Source organism: Rhodococcus sp. UFZ-B548 (assembly GCF_903819475.1).
Lineage (GTDB): Bacteria > Actinomycetota > Actinomycetes > Mycobacteriales > Mycobacteriaceae > Rhodococcus_F > Rhodococcus_F erythropolis.
In genome coordinates, this window is the sequence record NZ_CAIJDS010000007.1 from 130,271 (window position 1) to 156,622 (window position 26,352).

26 protein-coding genes and 1 other RNA gene are annotated in these 26,352 nt (G+C 63.2%); 11 read left to right on the plus strand and 16 right to left on the minus strand.

What is annotated here, in order from left to right; all coding sequences use genetic code 11:
* Window positions 1-49: 49 nt before the first annotated feature.
* Together H7C86_RS09560 and H7C86_RS09565 are read left to right on the plus strand one after the other, a co-directional pair.
* Window positions 50-142, plus strand: coding sequence for a hypothetical protein (locus tag H7C86_RS09560; protein ID WP_397517265.1), 93 nt, complete (start codon window positions 50-52; stop codon window positions 140-142).
* Window positions 143-292: 150 nt separating this feature from the next.
* The gene (locus tag H7C86_RS09565) at window positions 293-1,336 is read left to right on the plus strand and encodes an alpha/beta hydrolase family protein (RefSeq protein WP_019748933.1); all 1,044 of its coding nucleotides are present in this window, start codon (window positions 293-295) and stop codon (window positions 1,334-1,336) included.
* Between the two features lie 72 nt (window positions 1,337-1,408).
* Here the strand turns inward: H7C86_RS09565 and H7C86_RS09570 are convergent, their stop codons facing one another.
* Complete coding sequence (locus H7C86_RS09570; protein WP_182261465.1) at window positions 1,409-1,801, minus strand: VOC family protein; 393 nt, start codon at window positions 1,799-1,801, stop codon at window positions 1,409-1,411.
* Between the two features lie 56 nt (window positions 1,802-1,857).
* On the opposite strand from H7C86_RS09570, the gene H7C86_RS09575 reads away from it, so the two are divergent.
* Window positions 1,858-2,637 (plus strand): helix-turn-helix domain-containing protein, encoded by a 780-nt coding sequence (locus tag H7C86_RS09575; protein WP_244891358.1) that lies wholly within the window; start codon window positions 1,858-1,860, stop codon window positions 2,635-2,637.
* A 2-nt stretch (window positions 2,638-2,639) separates the two neighbouring features.
* Window positions 2,640-2,990, plus strand: coding sequence for an inorganic pyrophosphatase (locus H7C86_RS09580; protein ID WP_019748936.1), 351 nt, complete (start codon window positions 2,640-2,642; stop codon window positions 2,988-2,990).
* Here H7C86_RS09580 and H7C86_RS09585 read toward each other — a convergent pair.
* From H7C86_RS09585 to H7C86_RS09595, 3 genes are read right to left on the minus strand one after another with little or no spacing between them, the layout of a single operon-like run.
* Window positions 2,983-4,092, minus strand: a complete 1,110-nt coding sequence (locus tag H7C86_RS09585) for an LLM class flavin-dependent oxidoreductase (RefSeq protein ID WP_182261466.1) — start codon at window positions 4,090-4,092, stop codon at window positions 2,983-2,985. The genes H7C86_RS09580 and H7C86_RS09585 overlap by 8 nt on opposite strands.
* Entirely contained in the window at window positions 4,092-4,937 is an 846-nt protein-coding gene (gene thiM / locus H7C86_RS09590) for a hydroxyethylthiazole kinase (RefSeq protein WP_019748938.1), read from the minus strand. The genes H7C86_RS09585 and thiM overlap by 1 nt, the downstream gene beginning before the upstream one ends.
* A 43-nt stretch (window positions 4,938-4,980) precedes the next feature.
* Window positions 4,981-5,901, minus strand: coding sequence for a sulfurtransferase (locus tag H7C86_RS09595; protein WP_084326252.1), 921 nt, complete (start codon window positions 5,899-5,901; stop codon window positions 4,981-4,983).
* Between the two features lie 128 nt (window positions 5,902-6,029).
* On the opposite strand from H7C86_RS09595, the gene H7C86_RS09600 reads away from it, so the two are divergent.
* The gene (locus H7C86_RS09600; RefSeq protein ID WP_021344625.1) at window positions 6,030-6,716 is read left to right on the plus strand and encodes a GntR family transcriptional regulator; all 687 of its coding nucleotides are present in this window, start codon (window positions 6,030-6,032) and stop codon (window positions 6,714-6,716) included.
* 47 nt (window positions 6,717-6,763) lie between these two features.
* On the opposite strand, the gene H7C86_RS09605 is transcribed toward H7C86_RS09600, so the two are convergent.
* The 4 genes from H7C86_RS09605 to H7C86_RS09620 form a co-directional block, all read right to left on the minus strand.
* Window positions 6,764-7,285 carry a hypothetical protein gene (locus tag H7C86_RS09605; protein ID WP_182261467.1) on the minus strand — a complete coding sequence of 174 codons (522 nt, stop codon included), beginning with the start codon at window positions 7,283-7,285 and terminating at the stop codon, window positions 6,764-6,766.
* Between the two features lie 18 nt (window positions 7,286-7,303).
* Window positions 7,304-8,335, minus strand: coding sequence for a cupin domain-containing protein (locus H7C86_RS09610; protein ID WP_019748942.1), 1,032 nt, complete (start codon window positions 8,333-8,335; stop codon window positions 7,304-7,306).
* A gap of 43 nt (window positions 8,336-8,378) precedes the next feature.
* Entirely contained in the window at window positions 8,379-9,200 is an 822-nt protein-coding gene (locus H7C86_RS09615) for an alpha/beta fold hydrolase (protein WP_182261468.1), read from the minus strand.
* A gap of 189 nt (window positions 9,201-9,389) precedes the next feature.
* Window positions 9,390-10,517, minus strand: a complete 1,128-nt coding sequence (locus tag H7C86_RS09620; RefSeq protein WP_020908136.1) for an NDMA-dependent alcohol dehydrogenase — start codon at window positions 10,515-10,517, stop codon at window positions 9,390-9,392.
* 166 nt (window positions 10,518-10,683) lie between these two features.
* On the opposite strand from H7C86_RS09620, the gene H7C86_RS09625 reads away from it, so the two are divergent.
* On the plus strand, window positions 10,684-11,544 hold the full coding sequence (locus tag H7C86_RS09625) for a spermidine synthase (protein WP_029255610.1): 861 nt from the start codon (window positions 10,684-10,686) through the stop codon (window positions 11,542-11,544).
* Window positions 11,545-11,553: 9 nt separating this feature from the next.
* Here the strand turns inward: H7C86_RS09625 and H7C86_RS09630 are convergent, their stop codons facing one another.
* The 3 genes from H7C86_RS09630 to H7C86_RS09640 form a co-directional block, all read right to left on the minus strand.
* Window positions 11,554-14,568, minus strand: a complete 3,015-nt coding sequence (locus H7C86_RS09630; protein ID WP_019748946.1) for a bifunctional [glutamine synthetase] adenylyltransferase/[glutamine synthetase]-adenylyl-L-tyrosine phosphorylase — start codon at window positions 14,566-14,568, stop codon at window positions 11,554-11,556.
* Window positions 14,565-15,905, minus strand: coding sequence for a glutamine synthetase family protein (locus H7C86_RS09635; RefSeq protein ID WP_003941637.1), 1,341 nt, complete (start codon window positions 15,903-15,905; stop codon window positions 14,565-14,567). Before H7C86_RS09635 ends, H7C86_RS09630 begins: the two co-directional genes overlap by 4 nt.
* Window positions 15,906-16,012: 107 nt before the next feature.
* Complete coding sequence (locus H7C86_RS09640) at window positions 16,013-17,584, minus strand: alpha/beta hydrolase (protein ID WP_019748947.1); 1,572 nt, start codon at window positions 17,582-17,584, stop codon at window positions 16,013-16,015.
* Between the two features lie 207 nt (window positions 17,585-17,791).
* On the opposite strand from H7C86_RS09640, the gene panB reads away from it, so the two are divergent.
* The 3 genes from panB to pip are packed head-to-tail and all read left to right on the plus strand — an operon-like array spanning window position 17,792 to window position 20,118.
* Entirely contained in the window at window positions 17,792-18,643 is an 852-nt protein-coding gene (gene panB / locus H7C86_RS09645; RefSeq protein ID WP_003941624.1) for a 3-methyl-2-oxobutanoate hydroxymethyltransferase, read from the plus strand.
* 51 nt (window positions 18,644-18,694) lie between these two features.
* Entirely contained in the window at window positions 18,695-19,135 is a 441-nt protein-coding gene (locus tag H7C86_RS09650) for a hypothetical protein (RefSeq protein WP_020969914.1), read from the plus strand.
* On the plus strand, window positions 19,135-20,118 hold the full coding sequence (gene pip / locus H7C86_RS09655; protein ID WP_019748949.1) for a prolyl aminopeptidase: 984 nt from the start codon (window positions 19,135-19,137) through the stop codon (window positions 20,116-20,118). The genes H7C86_RS09650 and pip overlap by 1 nt, the downstream gene beginning before the upstream one ends.
* 4 nt (window positions 20,119-20,122) lie before the next feature.
* Here pip and H7C86_RS09660 read toward each other — a convergent pair whose 3' ends face one another.
* The 3 genes from H7C86_RS09660 to rnpB all read right to left on the minus strand — a co-directional run bounded on the left by H7C86_RS09660 (window position 20,123) and on the right by rnpB (window position 22,545).
* Window positions 20,123-21,532 (minus strand): RNB domain-containing ribonuclease, encoded by a 1,410-nt coding sequence (locus tag H7C86_RS09660; RefSeq protein ID WP_019748950.1) that lies wholly within the window; start codon window positions 21,530-21,532, stop codon window positions 20,123-20,125.
* Window positions 21,533-21,624: 92 nt separating this feature from the next.
* Window positions 21,625-21,810, minus strand: a complete 186-nt coding sequence (locus H7C86_RS09665) for a hypothetical protein (protein WP_007735457.1) — start codon at window positions 21,808-21,810, stop codon at window positions 21,625-21,627.
* A gap of 320 nt (window positions 21,811-22,130) precedes the next feature.
* Window positions 22,131-22,545, minus strand: an RNA gene (gene rnpB / locus H7C86_RS09670) — RNase P RNA component class A.
* A 54-nt stretch (window positions 22,546-22,599) separates the two neighbouring features.
* Between rnpB and H7C86_RS09675 the strand changes: the two genes are divergently transcribed.
* Both H7C86_RS09675 and H7C86_RS09680 read left to right on the plus strand, forming a co-directional pair.
* On the plus strand, window positions 22,600-23,127 hold the full coding sequence (locus H7C86_RS09675) for a DUF1697 domain-containing protein (RefSeq protein WP_019748952.1): 528 nt from the start codon (window positions 22,600-22,602) through the stop codon (window positions 23,125-23,127).
* Between the two features lie 28 nt (window positions 23,128-23,155).
* The gene (locus tag H7C86_RS09680) at window positions 23,156-24,391 is read left to right on the plus strand and encodes an SLC13 family permease (protein ID WP_019748953.1); all 1,236 of its coding nucleotides are present in this window, start codon (window positions 23,156-23,158) and stop codon (window positions 24,389-24,391) included.
* Between the two features lie 29 nt (window positions 24,392-24,420).
* Here the strand turns inward: H7C86_RS09680 and H7C86_RS09685 are convergent, their stop codons facing one another.
* Both H7C86_RS09685 and H7C86_RS09690 read right to left on the minus strand, forming a co-directional pair.
* Complete coding sequence (locus tag H7C86_RS09685) at window positions 24,421-25,545, minus strand: bifunctional RNase H/acid phosphatase (RefSeq protein WP_019748954.1); 1,125 nt, start codon at window positions 25,543-25,545, stop codon at window positions 24,421-24,423.
* Window positions 25,542-26,279 (minus strand): zinc ribbon domain-containing protein, encoded by a 738-nt coding sequence (locus tag H7C86_RS09690; protein WP_019748955.1) that lies wholly within the window; start codon window positions 26,277-26,279, stop codon window positions 25,542-25,544. Before H7C86_RS09690 ends, H7C86_RS09685 begins: the two co-directional genes overlap by 4 nt.
* Between the last annotated feature and the right edge of the window lie 73 nt (window positions 26,280-26,352).

The window sequence follows — 26,352 nt, forward strand, 5'->3', positions numbered from 1 at the left end:
GGTCGATCCGATCGACATCGGCGTCCTCATCACCAAGGTCACCGACGATATTCCGCACGAATCGGACGTCGCCCGGGTACGTGAACACCTGATTCGTGGAGGGTGGCAAATCGACGCGCAACCTCCGGTCGACGACGCATGACGGCACTACCTGAATCAGACCAGTTTGATAACGAAACGGCAACGGAGCCGTCGACGTCAATACAGACCACTTAGTGTCATCAGGAATTCCGTGCCTCGGGGGGCTCGGTCGGATTTCGGTGTGCAAGCACCTTTGGGGCGGGAGTAATACATGCACGAGGCTCACACAGATTTGGCGAAGAACCCAGATATTTCGAACCCGGATATTTCGAGAAACCGCATTTCGAAACGAATCAAGCGTCGGATCCTCGGCCTCGCCGCGACAGCACTCGCACTCCCCCTGACCGCAGGCCTGATCAGCGGATCAGTAGCGACCGCAGCGCCCGCGCGCACCGCCCCGGCCGGTGGATACGAGGAAGTGTTCGTCGACTCCTCGATGGGGCCGATCAAGGTTCAGATCCAGTGGGCTTCGCGCGGCGGCAACGCGGCGCTCTATCTTCTCGACGGTCTACGAGCACGCGACGACCGAAACGCATGGAGTTTCGAGACCAACGCTCTCGAGCAGTATCGCGGCGACAACGTCACCCTGGTCATGCCGGTCGGCGGGCAGTCCAGCTTTTACTCCGACTGGTATGCGAACAGCAATTTGAATCGCCAGCCGGTCACGTACAAATGGGAAACCTTCCTCACCCAGGAACTTCCCGCCTATCTGGAATCGCGCGGCGTCTCCCGAACCAACAACGGTGTGCTCGGATTGTCCATGGGTGGCAGCGCGGCACTGACGCTCGCCGCCTATCACCGCGATCAGTTCAAGTTCGCCGGATCGCTCTCGGGATACCTCAACATCTCAGCTCCAGGCATGCGTGAAGCAATCCGCGTGGCCATGGTCAGCGCAGGGTCCTTCAATGTCGATGCCATGTGGGGACCGCCATGGAACCCCGCTTGGCTCCGCAACGACCCCTTCGTATTTGCACCCGAGCTGGCTGGGCTCTCTCTGTACATCTCCGCCGCGAGCGGCCTACCCGGGCAGTTCGATCAACCTCGTCGTCCCGTCGACTTCGTGAATACCGGTAGCGCCATCGGCCTCGAAGCCCTTGCCCTGATGAACTCACGGGCATTCCAGCTGCGCATGAACTCCCTGGGAATTCCGGCAACGTACAGCTTCCCGGCCAACGGCACTCACTCGTGGCCGTACTGGGGCGCGGAACTGTGGAAAGCCCGAGGCCAGATCCTCGACACCCTCAACGCTTGGTGAACTGACAACGACTCGATCACCGACAATCGCAGGCCCCGACCGAATTTCGGTCGGGGCCTGCGTCGTTCGAAATCAGAGCGCGGCAAAGAGATCCACGGTATTGCCGTCGGGATCGAGAAGAACGGCGTAACGCTGGCCCCACACGGCATCAAATGGCTCTTTATGTCCGGGGAAGTCGGCTGTGATGCGCTGATACGCCTCGTCGACTGCAGCGGGTGTCCCGAAATCGAAGGCCAAAGCGACGGGGTGTCGACCTTCCCCGACGACGAAGTCAGGATCGAAGCTCGCGATGGTGGACAGCGCGTCCCAGGCCAGCCGAAGCCCACTGTCGAAAGTGGACTCCACGTGTGGAGCGTCAGCGGGTGTTTCCGGAATGTCGAGCCCGAGGGTTCGGTAGAACGCGAGGGAACGCGCGAGATCGTTGGTGACGATTCCGACGAGATCGAGTCTCGGAGAGACGGACACGGTATTTCTCCTGTTTCGGGTCGAGAAGTGATCGGCGAGTGTGTGACGATGATCTGATGACCGGCACTGACACCCTCGCTCTTGACGGTAGTCGGACGGTAGCGTCGAGTCTTGAACAAAACGGCCACACCTATGTCGAGACTCGGATCACCGGTTCGGCCGGCCTCTTCAGTTGCACGTGGAAAAGCACTACCGACCCCCATGCGCCCACGGAAGCAAAGCGGATTCTTCCCGATCTCTGCGCAGACTTCATCGTCGACAGCACCGGAAAGTCGTGGCTCGTCGGACCCGCAACCGGTGCCGATCTGGTTTCGGTCGCCGCCGGTACAACCATGTGGGGCATCCGGATCAATCCGCCGGCTCTGCGGAGCCTGCTCGGCACAGCGGCCGACGCGGTGCAGGATTCGAAGATCGCCTTCGACGACATCCTCACTTCCAGACAAGCGCGGGTACTTGCCGACGCCCTTAGCCACGAGGCAGTCGACGCTCACCTACTGGGCCAGTTGTGGCGCGGACTGGAACCCGACCACGGAATCGAGCGTGGTTACTCCGCGCTCATCTCCTCCCCTTCGACTCCGATACGAGAGATCGCCGCAGACCTCGGTGTTTCCGAACGTCATTTTCGACGCTCGATCACGTCGTCGATCGGGCTGTCCCCCAAAATGATTCAGAAAGTGCAACGTATCCAGGACGTGTTGACTCTCAGCCGCGATGCAAATCTCACGCTGTCGTCGCTGGCCGGTCGCGCCGGCTACGCCGACCAAGCCCACCTCGCGCGCGATACGCGAGCGCTGACAGGCCTGACACCGACTCAGCTACTGCGCGAGCACCGATAACGATGAGCGAAGACCTGTTCTCCGCCCTCGATCACCTGGCTGCCACGTCAACTGTCGTGATCGATCGCCCCCGAGGGTCGGCACACCCGCGTTACCCCGCTGCGATTTATCCGCTCGATTACGGCTATCTCGACGGGACCGTCAGCGCGGACGGCGACGGGATCGATCTGTTCCGAGGCTCTGCCGTCGGCAACGGCGTTGTTGCCATGGCCGTTATTGCCGACATCGACAAGAAGGACGTGGAAGTCAAGATCCTTCTCGACTGCACTGCCGATGAAATCGGCACTGCCGCAGCATTTCTCCGCGACACTTTGGGTCTCGGTACCACTGTCTTGCGGCGCGAAGTCAGCTGAGTTCGTCGAATCGCGGAACAATATGCTCCGCAACCCACTTCGCTTCCTCGATCAGCGGCCAACCTGCCAGGATCAGTGCAGTCAAACCGGTTCGGCCGCGAAGCGTGCGTACCGAGTCCGTGATCGAATCCGGATCGCCGACGTAGTACACCGCCGATGACCCGGTGCCGAAGATGTCGAGAGGCGACCACGCTGTGATACCCGCGTACAGCCCGTCACCGACGTACAACTCCTCCGGTTCCGGAAGTCGGCCGGAAGCAATCTTGTCCGCCCAGCCCTGCCGCTGTGCGTCGCGAGCGGTGAAAGTCTTGAGGTCTTGCTTCCCCTGAGTACGACGACGCACTGCGTTGTCCAAGACATGAGCGATCTGCTCGACGCCCGTCTTCTCGAACAACGAACGGAACCGGTCGTGCGCCTGCGCCTTGGTGGGGCGAACGATCACACCGGTCAGCGCACCGAAGTCGGTGAACTCGCGCCCGGCTGCCTCCGCCGCCGCTCGTGCGGCAGAGAATTTGTCTTCGATGAACGAAGTCTCGCGCAACATCGCCAGATAGGTGTCGAGCACCTTGCCTGAATTCGCCAGGCCTGCAGGCGAATCACCGGTACCCCACAGCGGAACCTGATGCCCAGCGGGCGCATCGATACGCAGTGGTGTGTTGGGAAAGTTCGACTCCGTGCCTTCGGCGTAGATGCGGCGGAAGTCCGCCCAGTACTGCTCCCCCAACTCGTAACGGTCGTCGTGGGGCACGTTCATGTCGTACTTGGTCAGGATGTTCTCGCGTCCGTTGACCGAGTTGATCAACAGTCGGCCACCGCTGAAGGCGTCGAAAGTCAATGCCTTCTCCGCCAGCAGTCGCGCCGGCGTCATGTTCGCGTAGACGGCGACGAGGAACTTCATGCGCACGGTGTGCGCTGCCGCCCACGTCGCCGAAATGAACGGATCGTTCGGCCAGGTGGCAACAAGCGCACCTTCGAATCCGCCGTCGTCGATGGTCTTCGCGAGCTCGATCTGCCTGGCCCCGTCCACGGGGAACAGCCCGCCGGGGCTCCACGGGTAGTCCCCGTCGGCCTGGGTGAGATACCAGAATGTCTTGACGCCCATCAGTTCTGCACTCCAGCCGGCAGGTCGAACGATTCGATTCGGGCACGTGAGCGGATGGTGTCCGCACTCACGGTGTAGAGCGCGTCGAGGTACGCGACCGCGAAAGAACCAGGACCTGAGGCTTTTTCCTCGGCGATCTCCGATGCCACGGCAACATGCGTATGCGCGGCAACCAATCCGTCCAGCGCGGTCGGCGTCACGGCGAGGTAGGCAGCGACCAGGCCTCCCAGAGAGCAACCGGTACTGGTCACGCGCGGCAACAGAGCGCTGCCACCGGAGACTCGGATGCCCCGAACGTCGCCGCCACCATCGCGGCCGACGATGTAGTCGACCGGGCCTGATGCCGACACGGCATCCGCATGCTTCAGGAGTGACAGAGCGGCGGGCACTGCGTCGGCGGAGTCGGAGGCACTGTCGACGCCGCGGGTGTCACCGCCGAGTCCGGCCAGAGCGATGATCTCCGATGCGTTCCCGCGGATGGCGCTGGGGTGAAAGCGCAGCAGATCCACAGCAATACCGCTCCGCCAGGGTAGTCCGCCGACACCGACTGGATCCAAAACCCATGGCGTACCGGCAGTTCGGGCCGCTTCTGCGGCAATCAGGAAGGCTTCGGCTGTCCCGTCGTCCGGCGTTCCGAGGTTGACGAGCACTCCCCCGGCGACGGCAGCGAACCCACCCACTTCATGAACGTTGTCGATGTGAGCGTTGCTTGCGCCGGCAGCGAGCAGAACATTGGTCAAGAAGTTCGCCGAAACGATGTTCGTCAGCGACTGGACGAGCGGTACCTGATCGCGGAGTGCGTCGATCGCCGACGCGACGGTTTCGACAGAGACAGTGTCAGACATGAGAATTCCTTCAGGACGGGAGGTATTTGGGGACTGCGGCGATTCAGGACCGCGGACATCGCACATCCGGATTCGCGCCACCGGGCTCACTGCCGACAACCATCGGCAAAACCGGATCTGCAGTCCATTCCTCTAACGAACCGTCGTAGACTTTGACGTCCGCGTGGCCGCTGCGGATCAGCGCAAGTGCGGTCAAACACGCCGAAACTCCGCCACCGCAATAGATCACGACAGGGCCGGTGGCGGTTGGTAGAACGTCGGCCGATTTCGACAAGACTTTCTCGATCGGAAGCATCCGGGAGTCGGAGTCGAGAAGACTCTTCGCGGACAGATTCACGCTTGACGGAATGTGTCCGCGTCGCGAGTATCGCGTCTTCTCGGTTCCCTCGTACTGCTCAGGCGCGAGAGCGCACACCAGCGTTCCGGCTTCGCCTCCGCTGGACAGCGACGCAACGCGAGGTAAATCGACCCACAGACCCAGATCCGTCACGCTCCAACGCGTCGACGCCGACGTGTGGGTTTCGTCGTCGCCGCTCGCGAGCGCGAAGCCGCGTCGAGTCCATTCGGCGAGGCCACCGTCGAGAACTCTTGCTTCGATGCCGGCGTTGCGAAACACCCACCAGAGCCGTGATGCCCAGGTGGTCGATCCCTGGTCGTAGATCACGATTGTCGCGCCCGGCTCGATACCACTGGATTGGAGATCGGAAACCAACTGCTCCGTTGACGGGCGTGTGAAATGCAGCGCCGCTTCCCTTTCGGAGAAGACGTCCATGAGGTCGACATGTCGCGAACCCGGGATGTGCGAGGAGACCCAGCCGCCGTACCCGGATTCCGGGCGGTAGTCGCCGTCAAATCGCGCGGGAGGAAAATGAACCGTCGCGTCGAGCACGGCGACGCCTCCCTCACGCAGCATCGCGTCGAGTTCAACGGCACTCACCAGCGGCGACGCGGTCTCTCCAGCCACTTCGGACCCTCTCCCTCGGAAACGAACAAGCACGAACCTAAATGAGTACTAGCGTATACGCAAGTACTCACTCGTCGTCGATGGCATAATCGAACGCGCTCTACTTGCATGCACAGGAATGGGGACACATGGATCTCGACGCCGATACGAGCACCACCGATCTGCTGGTGCCGGAGGCTGCGCTCGGCCGGTCCGATCAGACCTCGCGGCAGTACCTGCGCCTGCGAGCCGACATCCTGGCCGGCAAGTTCCCCCAGGGCGCTCCGCTGCACGAGACTCAATTGTGCGAATCGTACGGCGCATCCCGCACCCCGATCCGGGAAGCACTCAACTGGCTCGCACACGACGGACTACTCGAACGAGCCGCTCGCGGTTTTCGTGTCCGTTCCGGCACACCCGAGGACGTCATCGAGATCTACGCGGCGCGGGTAGCCCTCGAATCGGAAGCGGCAGGCGCCGCGGCACTACGCCACAGCGATCTCGACCTTGCTCGCCTGGACGGATTACACGAGTTCTGCTGCACTGCAACCGAAGGCACCGAGGCGCGTTCCGGGAACTTCAAGTTTCACGAGGCCCTCTGGCAGGCTGCCCACAATTCCACGATCACGGCACTGCTGATCCGCCTCACCACCCAATTGCGAATCTACGACAGCGGCCCGCCGTCGAACTACGGCGAACCGGACCTGCTCAATTCGGAACATCAAGAGATCCTGAACGCCATCCGCGCCAGGGACGAATCGTCCGCGCGTGGCCACATGCGCAACCATCTCGAGCGCAGTCGCGACCAGCGGATAAGGATGTTCGCCAGCCGCTGACTTCAGACAGCCCCGAGTTATGCACACTGACGCCTACCCGCCGTCAGTCAGTCGGGGAGCGTGCCGATCTCGACGTCGTACACGCTCTCGGCCGGGCTCGACATCACTCGGTCCGCCATCTCCTGCTTGAGCACTGTCAGCCGTGACTCGTCTTCGGCTGTCCGGTCAGTCTTGCGGGAGAGAGTGATCAACTCGTCGACGACAAATCCCTCCCGAACAGTCAGCGTGGCGCTCGCGCCACGATAGCCGACCCGAAAGACATACAGTGCGAGCGTATTTCCTCGTTCAGGCCGGGCCAGGGAACTGTCGACGGTGTACCGCCCTTCGGTCACTGCGCGCGTGACCAACTCGAACGCGTCGCGCACTCCTGGTCCGCCGTGTGCAGTGGTGACGACCAACTCGCGACGCTCGACAGAGCCTTCCCCGCCGAGCACACCGAGTGCGCGCTCGAGGACTTTGTAGGCATGCGCCACCCCTCCCGGCGCCTGCGGCCCGTGATAGCGCAGAGCATCCTCGTACGTGAAGTCGAGCGTCATACCGTGATCGGTCACGATCAGCGAGTCGGTCATGATGGGCGTCCTTGCCGGTCAGTGCTGGCGGTCGATCGGATTGTTGCGCGAGACAATGAGCGGATCGACCGGCGTGAAAGGAAATTGCGGCAGATCGCGTTCCGGAACACCGAACGAGGCCGAGAGAACGCCGCGCGAGAACGCGGAAGCCGTTGCACGGTAGCCTATGTCGCCCGGCGTCGGCTGGTCGAAGAAGATGAGGAAGTTGATGTCCTTGTCACCTAAAACCTCGATGTGATGGGGGTAGGCACGCGGAACGAAATACACCTGACCGGGCTCTAGTAGGTAGGTGTCGAGCGAACCGTCCGGATCGAGGACCGTCATCCGCCCGTGACCACGATGCACGTATCCCATTTCGGCAGTGACGGGATGCCAGTGTGGCTCACGCATCCCACTCTCGCCAATAGTCAACGAGTACATCGAAAGATCCTCCAGCGCCGCCCAATACTGCTTGCGCGCCACTTTCGCCTGTCCGTACGGGTATGCGAGAGGCGCGATCTGGCCGTCGAGATCGAAGAGATGCGCGTTGGGAAAGCCGGCGGTATCGGGAACGACGGCGGCGCCGTCCCGCCGAACTATCTGGCACGCATCGGCCCTACCGAAGACGTCGAAGGCTGACGCGGCGAGGTCGTAGGTATTGCCGAGCACCGCGTTCGACATTGCGCTGACGCTACTCTGCAACGAAAAGTGCTGCGGGAGAGACGTTCGCAAAGCAGCGATGATCTCCGCCTCCTCCCCTCCGACATTCTCGATGTGATAAATCGCGCCGGATTCGACGTGATACATCTGCCCCGTTCGCACCACGAAACTGGCGAATTCGTCGGCATTGCCCAACATCGAGACGAGCACGGTTCCGCTGGTGACGTAGGCGATCTGGTTCGCATTGACGTTCCATTGTGGTTCGCGGATCGCGCCGGGGCCGAGAACAATTCGTTTGATCGACAGACCGGACAGGATCGGCAACGAACTCGTGTCGAGTTGCGAGATCGATCCGAGTTCGTTCTCGAAGACACTGGGACCATCGCGCAGCGAGGCAACGTGTGTGGACATGGCCTTTGATCCTTTCGACTCTTATCCTTCCGAATCGCTGACGTCAGTCCTCGATGAAGGCAAGGATGTCCCGGTCCAGGGTCTGCTGATACGAGCCGTAAATTCCGTGCGGTGCGCCCGGATACACCTTCAGCGTGCCCTTCTTCACCAGCTTGATCGCCTTCTCCGCCGCTGCGCCGATCGGCACGATCTGATCGTCGTCGCCCTGAGCGATGAGGAACGGAACGTCGATGGCTTCGAGATCGGAGGTCTGATCCGTCTCCGAGAATGCCTTGACGCAGTCGTAGGCCGCGGCGAGGTTGACCAACATCCCCTGTCGCCAGAAGTCGTCCTTCGCCCCTTGCGAGACGTCGGCCCCTTCGCGGTTCGCGCCGTAGAAGCTCTCGCTGAGATCCTTGTAGAACTGCGATCGATCTCGCAAAACTCCCTCACGAATGCCGTCGAACACCTCGATCGGTGTGCCTTCGGGGTTGCCGTCCGACTTGACCATGATCGGCGGAACGGCGCCGGCGGTGATCACCTTGTCCACGCGCCCCTTGCCGTGCTGCGCCGCGTAGCGGACCACTTCCCCGCCGCCGGTCGAATGGCCCACCACGATCAGGTCTTTCAGGTCGAGCGTGTCGATCAGCTCAGCCATGTCCTTGGCATATGTATCCATGTCGTTGCCGGTGTACGTCTTCGACGAGCGACCGTGCCCTCGACGATCGTGCGCGATGGTCCGGTATCCGGCGTCGGCGAACAGCTTCATCTCGACCTGCCACGCGTCGGAACTCAGCGGCCACCCGTGGCTGAGGACGATCGGCCGGCCGACGCCGTGCTCGGTGTAGTAGATCTCGGTTCCGTCGGAAGTGGTGATGTAGGGCATGTTCTGCTCTTCTCTGTCGAGTCGTGGACTGAGGTCTGGACACGGTGCCCGGTTTCCTCACTCTGCGAGTGCCCACTATCGGGGCAGTCGACTCATCGATCGACAGAAATCTGCATGGGGGCAGAAGACTCCAGCCCGACACCACGAAGTGTGGTGTCGGGCCGGACCCTTCAGTCAGAGGGGGAACGATCAGTAATCGTCCTCCGTGTAGACGATCATTCCGCGCAGGTTCTTTCCCTCGAGCATGTCGGCGTAACCCTCGTTGATCTCCTCGAGCTTGTAGGTCTTGGTCACCAACTCGTCGAGTTTGAGTGCGCCGCTTCGGTAGTGATCGAGCAACTTGGGAATCTGGGACCGTGGTCCTACCCCGCCGAAGATGGCTCCCTGCAAACGCTTCTGTAGAAGGGTCAGCTCGAAGAGGCTGAGCGTCACCTGCGAATCCGCGTAGTGCCCCATTCCGACGACTACGACCTGCCCGCCCTTGCCCGTCGCGCTGAGCGCGGGCTGAATGATGTCGCCGTGAATCTCGCCCACGGTGATCACGGTGACGTCGGCCATCTTGCCCCAGGTGATCTCGCCGATCACCGGTAGCGCTTCCTCGAGGGAGGCAAACGTGTGTGTGGCGCCGAATTCCTTTGCCTTGTCACGCTTGAACTCGACGGGATCGATCGCGATCACAAATCGTGCTCCGGCTGACGCCGCACCCTGCACCGAGTTGATTCCGACGCCGCCGACGCCGACGACCACCACCGTGTCGCCGACCTTGGCTCCACCGATCGCGGTGGCCGATCCCCAACCGGTGGCAACACCGCAGCCGAGCAAGGCCGCCTTGTCGAGCGGGATGTCCTTCTCGATCTTGATCACCGACGCCTCGTTGACGGTCACGTACGGCGAAAATGTTCCGAGCAGGCACATCTGGATGACCGGCTCGTCGTTGAGGGTGACGCGGTACGTCTTGTCCGAGATCGCCTGCCCGGTCAACAGGCCGGCTCCCTCGTCGCAGATGTTCTGCAAACCCTTCGCGCAAGACGGACAACGTCCGCACGCCGGGATGAAGGCGAGAACCACGTGGTCGCCTTCTTCGACGCTCGCGACACCCGGGCCGACCTTCGTCACCACTCCGGCGCCTTCGTGCCCGCCCAAGGCCGGGTAGAAGGGCAGCGGGCTGGCGCCCGTACGCAAATGTTCGTCCGAATGGCACAGCCCCGATGCGGCGAGTCGGACCTGTACCTCACCCGAGACTGGGTCCCCCAGCTCGACCTCTTCGATCTCCCATGCCTGACCTGGCGCCTTGACTACCGCTGCCTTGACCTTCACCTGCACTCCTCGAAATTCTTCGTGATGCACGGACGACGAAAGAACGCGCCGGCATTTGTGTCGCCGATCACACTCCACCTACGAGTGTGCCTGAAACTACTCGAGAATACCGCCGGTCCGTGCGCCTTTTTGGTACTCGGCGCTACCGGAAACGCGCACGGCTAGTATCAACACAGTGGCCAAGGGAACTCGCAAGACAAGAACTCGCAGCGGTACTCCCGAGCGAGGCGAGTCCGGTCCCGTCGCCGGTACTTTTCCGATCGATACCGGGACGTGCGAACTTGTCCGCGACCAGTACTCCGACGACAGCTGGATCATCCAGATCAACGGAGTGCCCAGTTCCCACGTGAACGTCGCAGATCCGACGGTGCTCGATTTCGAGTACATGCGGTGGATCGCGCATCTGGTCGATTCCGAACGTGACAAGACCGAGCGTCTGCGGGTTCTGCATCTCGGCGGCGGAGCCTGCTCCATGGCCAGGTACTTCGCCGCCACTTACCCCGACGCGCGTCAGGTGGTTGTCGAAATCGACGGCGCCCTGGCCGAACTGGTGCGCGATTGGTTCGACCTACCGCGCGCACCGCTGCTGCGCATTCGTGTCGGTGAAGCCCGCGCCGTCACCGAAACTCTCACCGAGTCCACCCGAGACGTCGTGATTCGAGATGTCTTTGCCGGCAACACAACTCCGACTCCGCTGACAACAGCGCAATTCACCACCCACGTACGACGCGTGCTGGCACCGGGCGGTATCTACATCGTCAACTGCGGCGACACCCCGGATCTTCAGGGCGCGCGCAGTGAAGCCGCAACGATCGGTGCGCAGTTCGAACACATGGCGATCATCGCCGATCCCGCGATGCTCAAGGGCCGTCGCTACGGCAACATGATCATCGCGGGCAGCGACGTACCGATCGGCGGGCAACCCGCGCTCGCGCGCGAGCTACTCGGCGGCGGCGTGCCCGCCCACGTGTGGCAGGACGCCGAAGTCCGCAAGTTCGCCGCGAACGCGCCGGTTCGGCAGGACTGAGCGAAAACGCTACTCCCCGCCGAAGACCCTCTCCACCACAGCTTTTGCCCGTCGTGTGATGCGCAGGTAGTTGTCGAGGAACTCCCCTGCGTCGTCGCCGTATCCAGCGACCTGCGCCACCGCCGCGAGAACACGGCCCGGGCCGGGAAGCTGATCGGTCGGCTTGCCTCGCACCAGAACGAGGCAGTTGCGTGCCTTCGTCGCGGTGATCCAGGCGTCACGCAGCAGTTCGACGTCACCTTCGCTGAGCAGTTCCGCGGCGCCGATGGCGTCGAGAGTCTCGAGCGTCGATGTGTTGTGCAGCGACTCGATCTTGTCCGCGTGGCGCAGCTGCAGCAATTGCACAGTCCACTCGATGTCGGCCAAGCCACCGCGACCCAGTTTGGTGTGCGTCGCCGGATCGGCTCCGCGAGGAAGCCTTTCGGAATCGACGCGCGCCTTGATGCGCCGGATCTCGCGCACCGCCGCGTCACTGACGCCGCCTTCGGGGTAGCGCGTCTTGTCGATCATGTGCAGGAACCGCAGTCCCAGTTCAGGATCACCGGCAACCGGGTGCGCACGAAGCAGCGCTTGAATCTCCCACGCCTGAGCCCACTTCGCGTAGTACGCGTCGTACGACTCGAGCGTGCGAACCATCGGTCCGTTGCGGCCTTCCGGACGCAATCCGGTGTCGACTTCGAGCGGAGGATCCGTGCTCGGTGCCCCGAGAAGCTTGCGCACCTTGTCGGCAATGCTGTTGGCCCACTTGACCGCAACGGTCTCGTCGACGCCCTCGCGGGGTTCGCACACGAACAGCACGTCCGCATCGGATCCATAGCCGAGTTCGCCGCCGCCGAGTCGGCCCATGCCGATGACGGAGAAACTGGCCGGCGCCTCGGTCCCGAGTTCGGTGACGCTGGCCTTGATCACCGCGGAGAGCGATGCATTGAGCACCGCGGCCCACACCGAGGACAGCGCCTTGCAGACGGCGGGAACATCGAGCATGCCGAGGATGTCGGCCGAAGCGATGCGCGCAAGTTCGTGTCGCCGCAGCGAGCGGGCCGCGGCAACAGCACGATTGGGATCACTGTGTCGGCCGGAGGCGGTGAGGATTCCGCGAGCGACGTCCTCGGGCTTCGGCTCGACAAGGCGCGGTCCACTCGGCGAATCCGCGAACAAGCGAATCACGTCGGGAGCCTTGATGAGCAGGTCGGGTAGGTACGCCGACGAGCCCAGCACGGTCATCAGACGCTCGGCCACCGCAGCCTCGTCGCGGAGCAGGCGCAGGAACCACGTCTGGTCGACGAGCGCGTCCGAGAGCCTGCGGTAAGCGAGCAGACCTGCATCGGGATCCGGTGTGTCCGCGAGTGATTCGAGCAGAGTCGGCAACAGGAGCGCTTGAATGCGACCCTTGCGTGAAGCGCCACTCGTCAGTGCAGTCAGATGCCCGAGAGCATGCTCGGGTGCCGTGTAACCCAGAGCGGCCAACTGCCGAACCGCGGCTTCTGGTCCCAGGACCAGCGCTTCCTTGTCCATCCGCGCCACCGATTCGAGAAGCGGGCGGTAGAACAACTTGGCGTGCAGGCGGCGAATCCGATGCGAATTCCGCTTGATCTCGGCGCGCAGGACTCCCAGGGAATCCAGCCGACCGTCTGGCCGCATGTGCGCGGCGCGGGCCAGCCAACGCAGCGCTTCCTCGTCGTCCGGCGGCGGCAGGGTGTGTGTGCGCTTGAGCTTCTGCAACTGCAGACGGTGCTCGAGCAGGCGCAGGAATTCGTACGACGCAGTCAGGTTGGCGGCGTCGTCGCGGCCGACGTATCCACCCGCCGCCAATGCGGTCAGTGCATCGACCGTGCTCTGGACATGCAACGAACTGTCGGCGCGCCCGTGCACCAATTGCAGGAGTTGGACGGCAAATTCGACGTCGCGCAAACTTCCGCGGCCGAGTTTGAGTTCACGCTCACGCAGTTCGGGGGGAACCATTTCCTCGACGCGTCGACGCATGGCCTGGACTTCGGGGACGAAGTCCTCGCGCTCGGAGGCGATCCACACCATCGGGCTCATCGCCTCGGAGTACTGGCGACCGAGCTCCATGTCGCCGGTCATCGGACGAGCCTTGAGCAGTGCCTGGAACTCCCAGGTCTTGGCCCAGCGCTTGTAGTACGTGATGTGGGATTCGAGGGAGCGAACCAGTTCTCCGCGCTTGCCTTCGGGGCGCAGCGCAGCATCGACCTCGAAGAATGCGGAAGTACCGATACGCATCATCTCGCCGGCAACGCGGCTGGCCGTCGCATCGGCCGGTTCGGCGACGAACACGACGTCCACGTCGGAGACGTAGTTCAGCTCGCGCGCACCACATTTGCCCATGGCGATCACGGCGAGCCGGATCGGACAACTTCCCTCGGGGCACACCGTTGCGATAGCCACCGCCAGTGCGGCGGTCAGGGCAGCGTCCGCGAGATCGGAAAGCTGGTGACCCACAGTCTGATACGGCACTACTGGTTCGTTCTCGACGGTCGCCGCAAGATCAGCCGCAGCCAGCAGCATCAGCTGGTCCTTGTAGCTCTTGCGCAGAGCAACAACAGCTTCCGGCCCGGTCAGGGTTGCGCGGTAGGTCAGTGAGCCTTCGGTAGCGCCCTCGTCGAGGGTGGCGCCCACGGCCTCGAGCAATGCTGCGGTGGCCTCGTCCTTGGTCGGCAGAGCGGTTCCGTCGAGCAGTTTCCAGCCGATCGGATCCGCGGCCAGGTGATCGCCGAAGGCCGACGACGCACCCACGAGTGCGAACAAGCGGCCTCGCAGGCTTTTGTCCTTGCGCAATGCCTGATCGAGTTCGCGCCACCCGTCGTCGAGCCCGTCCTTGATCCGCACAAGGGTGCGCAGAGCGAGGTCGGCATTCGCGGCACGCGAAAGCGACCACAAGAGTTCGATGCTCTCGGCGTCGACCCAACCGAGCTGACGCAACTCGTCGGCAGCGGTGGGCTCGACCAGCCCGAGTCGACCCGGTCCTGGAACTGCTGATCTCGCAGCGGGCGGTTTCACCGTCACAGACCGAGGTAGGTCTTGAGCTCGAACGGCGTCACGTGGCTGCGGTATTCCTCCCACTCACGACGCTTGTTGCGCAGGAAGAAATCGAAGACGTGTTCGCCGAGTGCTTCGGCCACCAGTTCCGACTTCTCCATCTCGCGCAGAGCGCTGTCCAAGTTGCTCGGCAGTTCCTTGTAGCCCATGGCGCGGCGCTCGGCGGAGGTCAACGACCACACGTCGTCTTCTGCCTCGGGCGGCAAGGTGTAGCCCTTCTCGATGCCGCGAAGACCGGCAGCAAGCAGGACCGCGAAAGTCAGGTACGGGTTGCAGGCCGAGTCTGGGCTTCGGATCTCGACGCGGCGCGAGGACGCCTTGTTGGGCGTGTACATCGGGACGCGAATGAGAGCCGATCGGTTGGACGGGCCCCACGACGCAGCAGTGGGTGCCTCTCCCCCGTGGACGAGTCGCTTGTACGAGTTGACCCACTGGTTCGTGACCGCACTGATCTCGTTGGCGTGCTCGAGGATGCCGGCGATGAACGCCTTGCCGGTCTCGGAGAGCTGCATCGGATCGTCAGGATTGTGGAAGGCGTTCGTGTCGCCCTCGAACAGGCTCATGTGGGTGTGCATCGCGGAGCCGGCCTGATCACTGAACGGCTTGGGCATGAAGCTCGCCCGGACGCCTTCACCGATCGCGACCTCCTTCACGACGTATCGGAACGTCATGACGTTGTCGGCCATCGAGAGCGCGTCGGCGTAGCGCAGATCGATCTCCTGCTGACCCGGCGCGGCCTCGTGGTGGCTGAACTCGACCGAGATGCCCATCGACTCGAGTGCGTCGATGGCGTGGCGGCGGAAATTCGGAGCCGAATCGTGCACGGCCTGGTCGAAGTATCCGCCCGAGTCGGCCGGGATCGGCGGAGTGCCGTCGATCGGGCCGTTCTCCAGAAGGAAGAACTCGATTTCCGGGTGGACGTAGCAGCTGAAGCCCAAGTCGCTGGCCTTGCTCAACTGGCGACGCAGTACGTGGCGCGGATCGGCCCACGACGGCGAACCGTCGGGCATCGTGATGTCGCAGAACATGCGCGCGGAATGTTGCGCACCGTCCTTGTGGGCCCACGGCAGGATCTGGAATGTCGAGGCGTCGGGCCGAGCGACGGTGTCGGCTTCGGAGACTCGAGAGAATCCCTCGATGGCGGAACCGTCGAATCCGATTCCCTCCTCGAAGGCGCCTTCGAGTTCGGCGGGGGCGATCGCCACCGATTTGAGGTACCCGAGAACATCGGTGAACCACAAGCGGACAAACCGAATGTCGCGCTCTTCCAGGGTACGAAGCACGAATTCTTTTTGGCGATCCATGCACGCGAGACTAAGCAAGCCACGTTAAATCTGTGTTACATCAGTGGTCCCGGTTAACAGAGTGATTGGTCACCATCGAATAGGCGCAGCGTACGGCGTCGCGCTGGTTAACATGTCAGACCCTCTTCCGGTGCCTTCAAGTAAACGAAGTAGTCGACGACGGCATCGTCGACGCAGGAGTTTCCGTCCAGAACCACCGTGTGTTGGGTTCCGTCGAACGTGATCAGGGCAGCGCCCAACTGCTTGGCGAGATCCACTCCGGCTTGATACGGCGTTGCCGGATCCTGCGTCGTGGAGACGACGACCAACTGAGGCAGGCCGGCATCGGCGAGCGCCTGGGGGTCGAGCGCGTGGGGGCTGCCGGTAGCCGGAACGGGCCAGAACGCGCACAGGTCGAGCGGCGCTTGACCCGTCCCGCGGCCGTCGTCGAGGAACGGCGCCGCCTCGCGGTACCGAGTGTCGGATTCGCCGGCCTCGGCGCGGTCGGTGGTTGCCGGATCGTCCACGCAGCGAATGGCGTTGAACGCGTCGTTGATGTTGGAGTAGCTGCCGTCATCCTCACGGCCTTCGTACATGTCGGCGAGATTGAGCAGCGAGTCGCCGCGTCCGTCGGCCAGACTCGACAGACCCCCACGCAGCGGCGTCCACAACTGTGGCGAATACAGAGCCTGCTGCACGCCCGTGATCGCGTCTGAATAACTCAGCCCGCGCGGATCGGTGGTCTGTGCCGGCTTCTCGATCAACGGATCGACGAGTGCCTGAAAGCGTGCCTGCGCCTGCGCCGGATCATCACCCAGCGGGCAATCCGTTCGCGAGACACAGTCGGCGACAAAGGCGTCGAACGCGCCTTGGAAGCCCTGCCCCTGCAAGACCACTTCGTCGACCGGATCCTGCTCGGGGTCGAGCGCGCCGTCGAGGACCATCGCTCGGACGTTCTGCGGAAAGGTTTCCGCGTACGTGGATCCGAGCCGGGTCCCGTACGAGAACCCGAGGTAGTTCATCTTCGGATCGCCGAGAACGCCCCGAATGACGTCCATATCTCGCGCCACCTCGTAGGTACCGACATGAGCGAGGAACTCCGTACCGGTCCGCTCAGCGCACTTGGCGGCGTAGTCCTTGCTGTCCGCCTCGGCGAGAGCGATGCCCTCCGGCGTCATGTCGACGTTGACCTCCGCACGCTCCGCGTCGGTCTCCTCCGGCGTCAAACACCGAACCTGCGGGGTCGATGCCCCGATCCCCCGCGGATCGAAGCCGATCATGTCGAAACGTTCCTGCAGTTCGGTGCCCGAACCCGATGTCGCCATCGACAGCCCGGACCCACCCGGCCCGCCGGGGTTCAGCAACAGTGAGCCGATGCGGTCGCCGGTTGCCTTCGAACGCGAGATCACCACCTTCGCGGTGTCGCCGTTCGGATTCGCGTAGTCGACGGGAACGCTCACCTCGGCGCAGTCGACCCCACGCCCCAGCGGCGCAGTTCCTTCTTCGACAAATTGGTCGCACGAACCCCAGTCGAGCGTCTGCTCGTAGAATTTCTCGAGGCCGGACGGCACCGCGGACGCGGCAGAACCAGCAGGTTCCACTGATTCGGGCGTGCCTTCCGAACTGGTGCAACCGACAACCAACACGAGCACTGCTGCGCTTCCGGCGAGGGCACCGGAGAGGCGAACGAACTTCGACATGCCATTGATGGTGCCAGGAAACCTCGGTAGCCAGCGGTTCGCCTCGGTTCGGCACCTGACTGACAGGCACGCGGCGATGTGACCCATTGCACCCCGTCAACTATTCGTGTCGGCGATGTCCGGTGGCAGACTGAACACGTCATCACCCACACCCGGGGACCCGAAGGCGATCAACGCTCAGGGCCTCGAGGCCAGAAAGGGACAACGATGTCCGAAACACCTCTCTATGGTTCTGTACCCACTGCAAGCTCTACCGATGCACCGAAGCGTAAGACGCGCATTCACCACCTCGCCGAGATGAAGCAGAACGGCGAACGCTGGTCGATGCTCACCGCTTACGACTACTCCACGGCACGCATCTTCGAAGACGCAGGCATCCCGGTGCTGCTGGTCGGCGACTCTGCCGCCAACGTCGTCTACGGCTACGACACCACCGTGCCGATCACCGTCGACGAACTGCTCCCGCTCGTGCGTGGCGTGGTTCGCGGCGCCCCGCACGCACTCGTCGTCGCCGACCTCCCCTTCGGCACCTACGAGGGTTCCGCCGAGCAGGCCCTTGCGACTGCGACACGGTTCATGAAGGAAGGCCTCGCGCACGCCGTCAAACTCGAGGGCGGCGAACGGATGAGCAAGCAGATCGCGGCTATCACCTCGGCCGGCATCCCCGTCATGGCTCACGTCGGATTCACCCCGCAGAGCGTGAACTCGCTCGGCGGATTCCGCGTCCAGGGTCGCGGCGACGCGGCCGAGCAGCTTGTGGCGGACGCCATTGCAGTCCAGGAAGCCGGGGCGTTCTCCGTCGTCATGGAAATGGTTCCGGCCGAGATTGCGGGCCAGGTCAGCCGCAAACTCACCATCCCCACCGTCGGCATCGGGGCCGGTTCCGAATGCGACGCTCAGGTACTCGTCTGGCAGGACATGGCGGGTTACACGAGCGGTAAGACAGCCAAGTTCGTCAAGCGTTTCGGTAACGTCGGTGACGAACTGCGTTCCGCAGCCGCAGCCTATGCATCAGAAGTTCGCACTGGCGCTTTCCCGGCCGCAGAACACAGTTTCTGATCCGAGACCGGCGAACGCCGCCTGTCTCTCAACCAGCCAGGGGTGCGTTCAATGATCGGTAACCGTCGAAGTTCTACTGCCGCAGCTGTAGTCGGCGCGGCAGCTCTCGTCACGGTGCTGAGCGGATGCGCGGGAGGGTCCACCAACTCTCCCGCGCCCAGCAGCACTACACCCGCGAGTTCCACCAAGACGGCGCCGGCAACAACCTCCGCGTCCGGTTCGACGTTCACCGACGCTCAGGTCCAGCAGTTGTGCTCGGATATGGAAGGGCAGCTGCAGAACTGGCGGACCGTCACCCCGACGCTCGGCAAGGGCGGACTGAACACGATCGTCATCACGTGGGCGACGCAGAACGGCATCAACCTGCTCGATCTCGCCCAGAACCGCGAAAGCATCGACGCGGCAACCTCGGCCGCGTGCCCGGACGTCCGGGGCGGCGCGATTTCCGCACTCGAGATCCCCGATCTCGCCTCCGGACTGGTGGGCTTCTGATGAGCGAAACGTCAGCACCGCCGTCGGCTCTGCGGAGTCTCTATCCCCCGATCGAACCCTTTGTCACCGGCTTCCTCGACGTCGGTGACGGCCAGAGCATGTACTGGGAAGTCAGCGGAAATCCGGACGGCAAGCCGGTGGTGTTCCTGCACGGTGGCCCCGGTGGCGGTGCACAACCGGCGGTACGCCAGTTCTTCGATCCGGCCGCATACCGCATCGTTCTACTCGACCAGCGCGGCTGCGGGCGATCCACCCCGCACGTTGCCGACGGCGCCGACCTGTCGGTGAACACCACGGACAAGCTGCTGGCCGACATCGAAGCCCTGCGCGAACATCTCTCGATCGACAAGTGGATGGTATTCGGGGGGTCCTGGGGTTCCACGCTTTCCATCGCCTACGCCGAAACGTTTCCCACGCGCGTCACGGAACTGGTTCTGCGCGGGATCTTTCTCCTGCGTCGTAGCGAGATCGACTGGTACTACAACGGCGGCGCGGGAAACATCTTCCCGGAGCGCTGGGACAAATTCCTCGAACCGGTACCCGAGGCGCAGCGCGGCGAAGACCTCGTCGCGGTCTATCACCAACTGCTCCATTCCGAAGACCCCGACGTCGCGGCCCGGGCAGCGATCGCCTGGTCGGCTTGGGAAGGATCGACGAGCTACCTGTACCCCCAGGCGGACAAGATCGAACAGAACTCCGAGACCAGGTTCGCCTTGGCCTTCGCTCGTATCGAGAACCACTACTTCGTCAACGGCGGATTCTTCGACGAGGGCCAGCTCCTACGCAAAAGCTCCGCACTGCACGGCATTCCGGGGACGATCGTCCAGGGCCGCTACGACGTCGTCTGCCCCGCCACCAGCGCCTGGGCGCTGCACAAGGCGTGGCCCGAATCCAAGCTCGTGATCGTCGACGACGCGGGACACTCCGCGATGGAGCCCGGCATCGCACATCACTTGGTGGAAGCCACCGATTCGTACCGGTAGCGCCCTACGCCGGGAACGTGAATTCCACCGTCCGTTTGACCGTGTCGACGGCGGTGAGTCGCACCTTTGCGCGCTCACCGTCGTCGGGCGTTCCGACGCATTTCGCAATCACTGCGACCGACGGGACAAACACTTCCGCCGAGCGCTTTCCGTCCTTGGCGCGCATCACCACCGCGTCGAAGACCTCGCCGACCCGACCGTCGAGCAGCGTGGACTCGGTCAGATCGATGCACGCGCGGTCGACCTTGTTCGCCAGTGAGTCGGACCCACTCATGATGTCGGGCAACTCGGGAAGGGCGGTGCGCACCCATTCCGGTACTGGCGTACCAGCTGTGATCGCCAGACACACCTCGGTGCTGAAGCGATCGGACAGCCGGCGCAGTGGAGCCGTCACATGAGCGTAGGGCGCTCCGATCCCCGCATGCACCGTCAACTCCGGTAGCTGGCCGTCGAAGGCCGCGTAGTCTGCGCCGCGCAGCAACGACGGCGCAACCGACATCAGCGCCATCGTCGACGGCTCGTTGGAATCGAGTCCGGCAAGAATCTGCCCGACGCTTCGACCCTCCGGCCACGTGATACCCAGCGCCACTGCAGTTCTCCGCAGGGTGCGAACCGCGGACTCCTCGGCCGGCGGCAGCGTGCGAAGCAGCCCGATACCTGCGTCGATCATCATGCGGCCGGCACACATCCCGGTCAGCAGCGACACTTCTGCGTTCCAGTCGTCCGCTTCGGTGCGTGGCTCGAGCTCGATCCGCCAGCGAGCCGAGGACTCGTCCTCTGGCTGATCCCGAACCACTGACTGCTCGGGCAGTTTCAGCTCGATGGCGCCCCTGGCAACCGCCGAGGCACTGCGCAATCGTCCGAATTCCGGTAGTGCGGCGATCGACGGATGCAAGGTGCCCGCGTCGGCGTCACGTTGCACGGTCGAATAATCCAGACGCGCCACCGATTTCACCAGAGCGCGTCTCACCTGCCATGACGTGGGCTCGGCCTGGGCGTCCAACTCGATACGCCACAGTGCGGCGGGGCGAACCACGTCCGGCAGCAGACTCGCCGATCCCTCCGACAACGCCCGAGGATGCAGCGGAACGGAACCGTCCGGGAGATAGAAGGTTTGGCCACGCTTGCGGGTTTCGACGTCGAGCGCACCGCCCGGCGTCACCACCGCCGCGACGTCGGCGATCGCGTAGTGCACGACGTACCCGGTCGAGGTCTTCTCGATGTGCACTGCCTGGTCGAGGTCCATCGATCCGGGAGGGTCGATGGTCACGAAGGCGATACCCGTTTCGTCGACACGCCCGGCACCGAAACGATCCACGGCATTCTCGGCCTCGGCCTGCGCCGCGGCCGAGAATGCTCCCGGCAAGTCGAACTCCGCCCGAACCACTCCGAAGTCGATTCCCTGCACCATCATTCGACTTGCGGGCACGCATCCTCCATGATCGGTTCGGGCCGGTGTAGCTGCTGTACCGGTCCCAGTTGTTCGAGTCCCAGTTGTTCCAAGTCTCAGTTGTTCCAGTCTTCGTCTGCCCGATCGGCGGCTTTGTTGCGTTCGGCAGCGATCTTCAATGCATGCTCGGCAGAGTCCCGATCAGGGTACGGCCCCATCCTCGTCAACGAGGACGCGCCCTTTCCCTGCGTGACGGAACCGTCGGACACGTCGAAGTACCAGAGTCGATCTTCATCAGTCATATCCACAGTGTGACATCAGAGTGAGATAGAAGCTTGTAGATCGCTGTGAGACTGATATTCTTTCTACTTGGCCTGGCAGGTGAGAACCGGACATTCGAACGGTGAGTTCTGCTTGAATGCCCAACACAAGCTACGAACAGAAAATGGAGTGCGCATGTCCGCAATTCTTTACGATTACCTCCTCCCGCTCATGGGCCATGACGCGGCAACGTACTGGGCTACGCTGCTGGTCATCAAGCCTGTCTGACAGCTTTTCGAACAAAAGAAGACCCCCACCGATCCGGTGGGGGTCTTCTTTTTCTCACTGTGCAGATCACGGGCGGACGAGTCGGCGTGTAAGCCGGATCCTGTCCTGCGGCACCGAAGTGCCGAGTGGCGACCATCCATCTGGGCACACCGTCGCCGGGTGCCTCGAGCGGTTCACCCGCAGGCTCGGGCGAGCAGCCCTCGAACACCTGCGCAGCCGCACCGCGAGCGATGCGACCTTCAACCTTGCTCCGGGCGGGGTTTACCTAGCCACCCCGGTCACCCGAGGTGCTGGTGCGCTCTTACCGCACCGTTTCACCCTTACCTGCCTCGAAAGGCAGGCGGTCTGTTTTCTGTGGCACTGTCCCGCGAGTTGCCTCGGGTTGCCGTTAACAACCGCCCTGCTCTGTGGAGTCCGGACTTTCCTCGGCCCCAGGCCTGTGCGTGGTACACGCTGGTTCCAGAAGCCGCGGCCGCCCGGCCAACTCGTCCGCCCCCGTATGCTACCGGGCGCCTGTCGGTGGCCGGCACTATGGTCACCTTATGACTCGGTACGTGGCCCTGCTACGCGGTATCAACGTGGGCGGCATCAACATCAAGATGGCGGACCTCGCGAGAGTCTTCGGCGACCTCGGATTCCAAGGCGTGAAAACCGTCCTGGCCTCGGGCAACGTTCTGTTCGACAGTCCGAGCACCGACATCTCGTCGCTGAAGAAACAGATCGAATCCGCCCTCGCCCGCGAGTTCGGCTACGAGGCTTGGGTATTCGTCCTCGACATTCCGACACTGCAAGCGATCGTGGACAACTACCCGTTCGACCGAGAACGCGAGGGTTGGCATGCTTACGCGATGGTTGCCTCCGAGCCGGAAATCCTCGAGGAATTGAGTGCTGCGGCAGCGCAACTCGATGCCTCGGTCGAACGCGTGGTGGCCGGCGACGGAGTCCTGTACTGGGAGGTCGAGAAGGGGCAGACCGTCAAGAGCGCGTTCGGCAGGAACACCGGAAAACCGAAGTTCAAGGCGTTCACCACAACCCGAAACCTGAACACGCTCTACAAACTGCTCAAATGACGCTTGCCCCGACACGGAGCACCAGCGCGTGACTCTTCTACCGATCCTGCTCGTCGCCGTCGTCCTCGTCTTCGCGATAGTGCGTCCACGTGGGCTTCCCGAGATCGTCATCGCCGGGCCGGCAGCTGTCGTCGTTCTCCTGACCGGTGTCGTCACTCTCGACGAAGCCCGCGAAGAACTGACGAGCATGGCACCCACCGTCGTCTTCCTGGTTGCCGTGCTGGTTCTCGCTCATGCCGCGGACGCTCTCGGCGTCTTTCGCTGGGTCAGCCAGATCCTGCAGCAAAAATCCCTCGCCGATCCGCACCGGTTGCTGATTTACGTATTCGGCGCGGCTGCCCTGACCACGGCGGTCCTGAGCCTCGACGCCACCGTCGTACTTCTGACACCCGCAGTGATCGCCGCCGCACGATCCATCGGAGCAAGTCCGCGGCCCCATTCGTATGCCAGTGCGCACCTGTCGAACTCGGCGTCGACGCTCCTGCCTGTGTCGAACCTGACCAACCTCATCGCTTTTGCTGCAACAGGTTTGACGTTCTTGCACTTCACCGCGTTGATGGCGTTGCCGTGGGTCGTGACGATCGCTGTCGAATATCTGATCTTCCGACTGTTCTTCCGTTCCGAACTCGTCCGCTCGGAAAACACAGAGCCACCGGCAAGTAAAACTTCCTCGCCTGCGCCGAGTCTGCCGCTGGCGGTGATCGGACTGACGCTGGTCGGTTTCGCGGTTTCGGGTTTCTTCGGGATCGAACCCGCCTGGATCGCTGTGGTGGGTGCGAGTGTTCTGGGAGCGATCGCTCTGGCTCGGCACCGTACGACCGCCGCCAAGATGCTCTACGCTGCCGACCTCTGGTTCTGCGCGTTCGTCCTGGTTCTCGGGATCATCGTCGCCGGAGTCGCGAACGGGCCGGTGGGAGAATGGATTGCGCAGATCCTGCCAGGCGACACCAGCTACGGATCACTGCTATTCGTCGCCGTGGTCGCTGCGCTCGCGTCCAACCTCGTCAATAACCTGCCGGCAACCTTGCTGATGATCGCGGCGCTCGGGACGGGAGCACCTCCAGGCCTGGTGCTCGCGATGTTGATCGGCGTCAACCTCGGGCCCAACCTCACCTACGTGGGCTCTCTCGCGACAATGCTCTGGCGACGAGTTGCCACCAGCGCGGGCGCACCGCCCACGCTGGCGACGTTCACTCTGCTCGGGGTCATCACGACGCCACTGACGCTGCTCGCCGCCGTGAGCGCCCTGTGGTTGGTGATCTGATCAACGGATGATCAGCAGTCGGGGCATTTTCAGCGAAGATGTGACGTGTCGTTGACCAACCGGACCGAGGCTCCCCCGTCTGGATAGAACTCGGTGATACTCAGCGACGCCAGATCCAGATGCAACCGGTACAGCAACGACGGCCCGGCATCGAGGGCCAGTTGCACCAACGTCTTGATCGGGGTGACGTGAGAAACGACCAACAGCGTCGCGCCGCCGTAGGTCGAGATCAGGTCGTCGCGCGCGGCGACGACTCGTTCTCGTACCTCGTCGAAACTCTCGCCGCCGGGTGGGCGCACCGAAGTGTCCGAGAGCCATTCGCGATGCAGGTCCGGATCGCGCTCGGCTGCCTCGCGGAAGGTGAGTCCGTCCCAGTCGCCGAAATCGGTTTCGATCAAACCTTTGTGCTCGACGACGGGAAGACCGAGCACGCGGGCCGATGCCTCTGCCGTCTCACGGGTTCTGCCGAGGGGTGAGCAGACGATGGCGTCGATACCGCCGCGGTTCCCGAAGCGTGCAGCCGCGCCGGCGGCCTGCGCGCGGCCCAATTCCGTGAGCTCGGGATTGCCGCGTCCGGAGTAGCGGCGATCGACCGACATCGCCGTCTGTCCGTGACGTAGCAACAACATTCGTGTCGGCTTGCCGGTGGTGGCGATCCATCCCGGAGAGCCGGCGATCTGCGGTTCCGACGTCTCTTCTGACGGCGCGGCGGGTGCAGCTGGTGCGGGGGTCGCGGTTTCGATGCCGGCAGCAGCGTCCATCGCCTCGTTGGCAAGACGATCGGCATGAGAATTCTCGCCGCGCGGAATCCACGTGTAGGTCACTCGCGAGAACTGCGTCGCCAACTCGGCTGCGCGTCGCTGCAGCGGAATCATGTCCGGGTGCTTGACCTTCCAGCGCCCGGACATCTGCTCGACGACCAGCTTGGAGTCCATACGGACGTCGACCGTCGACGCTCCGAGTTCACCGGCAGCGGTCAACCCTGCGATCAGCCCGCGGTACTCGGCGACGTTGTTGGTCGCAATTCCGATGCTTTCCTTGCGTTCGGCCAACACCGAGCGGGTGGAGTCGAAGACCACGGCGCCGTAGCCGGCCGGGCCAGGGTTGCCGCGTGATCCACCGTCGGCCTCGACGATGACCTGCGTGGGAGTCACAGACCGGACTCCTTGGTACGCACCATGATTGCATTGCACTCTGGGCAACGAACGACGACGTCGGCCGGTGTCGCGGCGATTCGGGAGATCTCGCCGCGGTCGATCTCGATCCGGCAAGCGCCACATCGGCGTGCCTGCAGAAGCGCCGCGCCCGGTCCGCCCAGGGTGCGCTGCTTCTCGTAGACAGCAAGGAAATCGGCGGGGAATTCACCGACAAGTCGTTCACGATCGGCGGCGCAACGCTCTTGCGCCTTGTCCAGATCGGCGACGGCGTCGTCGCGGCGACGCTTGGCGTCGATCAGCTCTTCTTCGGCCTGAGACAGCTGGGCACCGGCATGATCGTGATCGGCCTGCAACGCCTCACGCTGCTCCATCACTTCGAGCAACTCGTCCTCGAGGAGCCCCTGACGCCTGACCAGGCTGCCGAGTTCGTGTTCGAGTTCGGTGAGCTGCTTCGCCCCGACCGACCCACTCTGCAACAGAGTGCGGTCACGATCCTCGCGCTGACGAACCGCGTCGACCTCGCCTTCGAGCTTGCGAATGTCGCGATCAATGTCGTCGATCTGAATTTCGACGGCTACGGACGCATCTTTACGGCTGATTCGCTCGGCCTCGAGACGTTCGACTTCCTGCTGCTCGGGAAGCGCTCCGCGTCGGTGGGTGATCCGAGTGAGCTCAGCATCCACCCCGGCGAGGTCGAGAAGCTTGGATTGCACCTGTGGTTCGACGTTCACGCTGTATAACTCCTGCTGTAAGTCCGATGTCGGCAGTGCTCGCGAAGGACGGCTCTCGAAGAACTGCTCTTGA

What these genes read in the sequence shown, in the direction of transcription:
- H7C86_RS09660 (WP_019748950.1), bottom strand. Translation starts at nt 21,532, where the DNA reads ATGATGGTGCAGGGAATCGACTTCGGAGTGGTTCGGGCGGAGTTCGAC.
- panB (WP_003941624.1), top strand. Translation starts at nt 17,792, where the DNA reads ATGTCCGAAACACCTCTCTATGGTTCTGTACCCACTGCAAGCTCTACC.
- H7C86_RS09615 (WP_182261468.1), bottom strand. Translation starts at nt 9,200, where the DNA reads ATGCCCTACATCACCACTTCCGACGGAACCGAGATCTACTACACCGAG.
- thiM (WP_019748938.1), bottom strand. Translation starts at nt 4,937, where the DNA reads ATGTCTGACACTGTCTCTGTCGAAACCGTCGCGTCGGCGATCGACGCA.
- H7C86_RS09580 (WP_019748936.1), top strand. Translation starts at nt 2,640, where the DNA reads ATGAGCGAAGACCTGTTCTCCGCCCTCGATCACCTGGCTGCCACGTCA.
- H7C86_RS09585 (WP_182261466.1), bottom strand. Translation starts at nt 4,092, where the DNA reads ATGGGCGTCAAGACATTCTGGTATCTCACCCAGGCCGACGGGGACTAC.
- H7C86_RS09610 (WP_019748942.1), bottom strand. Translation starts at nt 8,335, where the DNA reads ATGTCCACACACGTTGCCTCGCTGCGCGATGGTCCCAGTGTCTTCGAG.
- H7C86_RS09635 (WP_003941637.1), bottom strand. Translation starts at nt 15,905, where the DNA reads ATGGATCGCCAAAAAGAATTCGTGCTTCGTACCCTGGAAGAGCGCGAC.
- pip (WP_019748949.1), top strand. Translation starts at nt 19,135, where the DNA reads ATGAGCGAAACGTCAGCACCGCCGTCGGCTCTGCGGAGTCTCTATCCC.
- H7C86_RS09640 (WP_019748947.1), bottom strand. Translation starts at nt 17,584, where the DNA reads ATGTCGAAGTTCGTTCGCCTCTCCGGTGCCCTCGCCGGAAGCGCAGCA.
- H7C86_RS09675 (WP_019748952.1), top strand. Translation starts at nt 22,600, where the DNA reads ATGACTCGGTACGTGGCCCTGCTACGCGGTATCAACGTGGGCGGCATC.
- H7C86_RS09605 (WP_182261467.1), bottom strand. Translation starts at nt 7,285, where the DNA reads ATGACCGACTCGCTGATCGTGACCGATCACGGTATGACGCTCGACTTC.
- H7C86_RS09600 (WP_021344625.1), top strand. Translation starts at nt 6,030, where the DNA reads ATGGATCTCGACGCCGATACGAGCACCACCGATCTGCTGGTGCCGGAG.
- H7C86_RS09575 (WP_244891358.1), top strand. Translation starts at nt 1,858, where the DNA reads ATGACCGGCACTGACACCCTCGCTCTTGACGGTAGTCGGACGGTAGCG.
- H7C86_RS09650 (WP_020969914.1), top strand. Translation starts at nt 18,695, where the DNA reads ATGATCGGTAACCGTCGAAGTTCTACTGCCGCAGCTGTAGTCGGCGCG.
- H7C86_RS09565 (WP_019748933.1), top strand. Translation starts at nt 293, where the DNA reads ATGCACGAGGCTCACACAGATTTGGCGAAGAACCCAGATATTTCGAAC.
- H7C86_RS09665 (WP_007735457.1), bottom strand. Translation starts at nt 21,810, where the DNA reads ATGACTGATGAAGATCGACTCTGGTACTTCGACGTGTCCGACGGTTCC.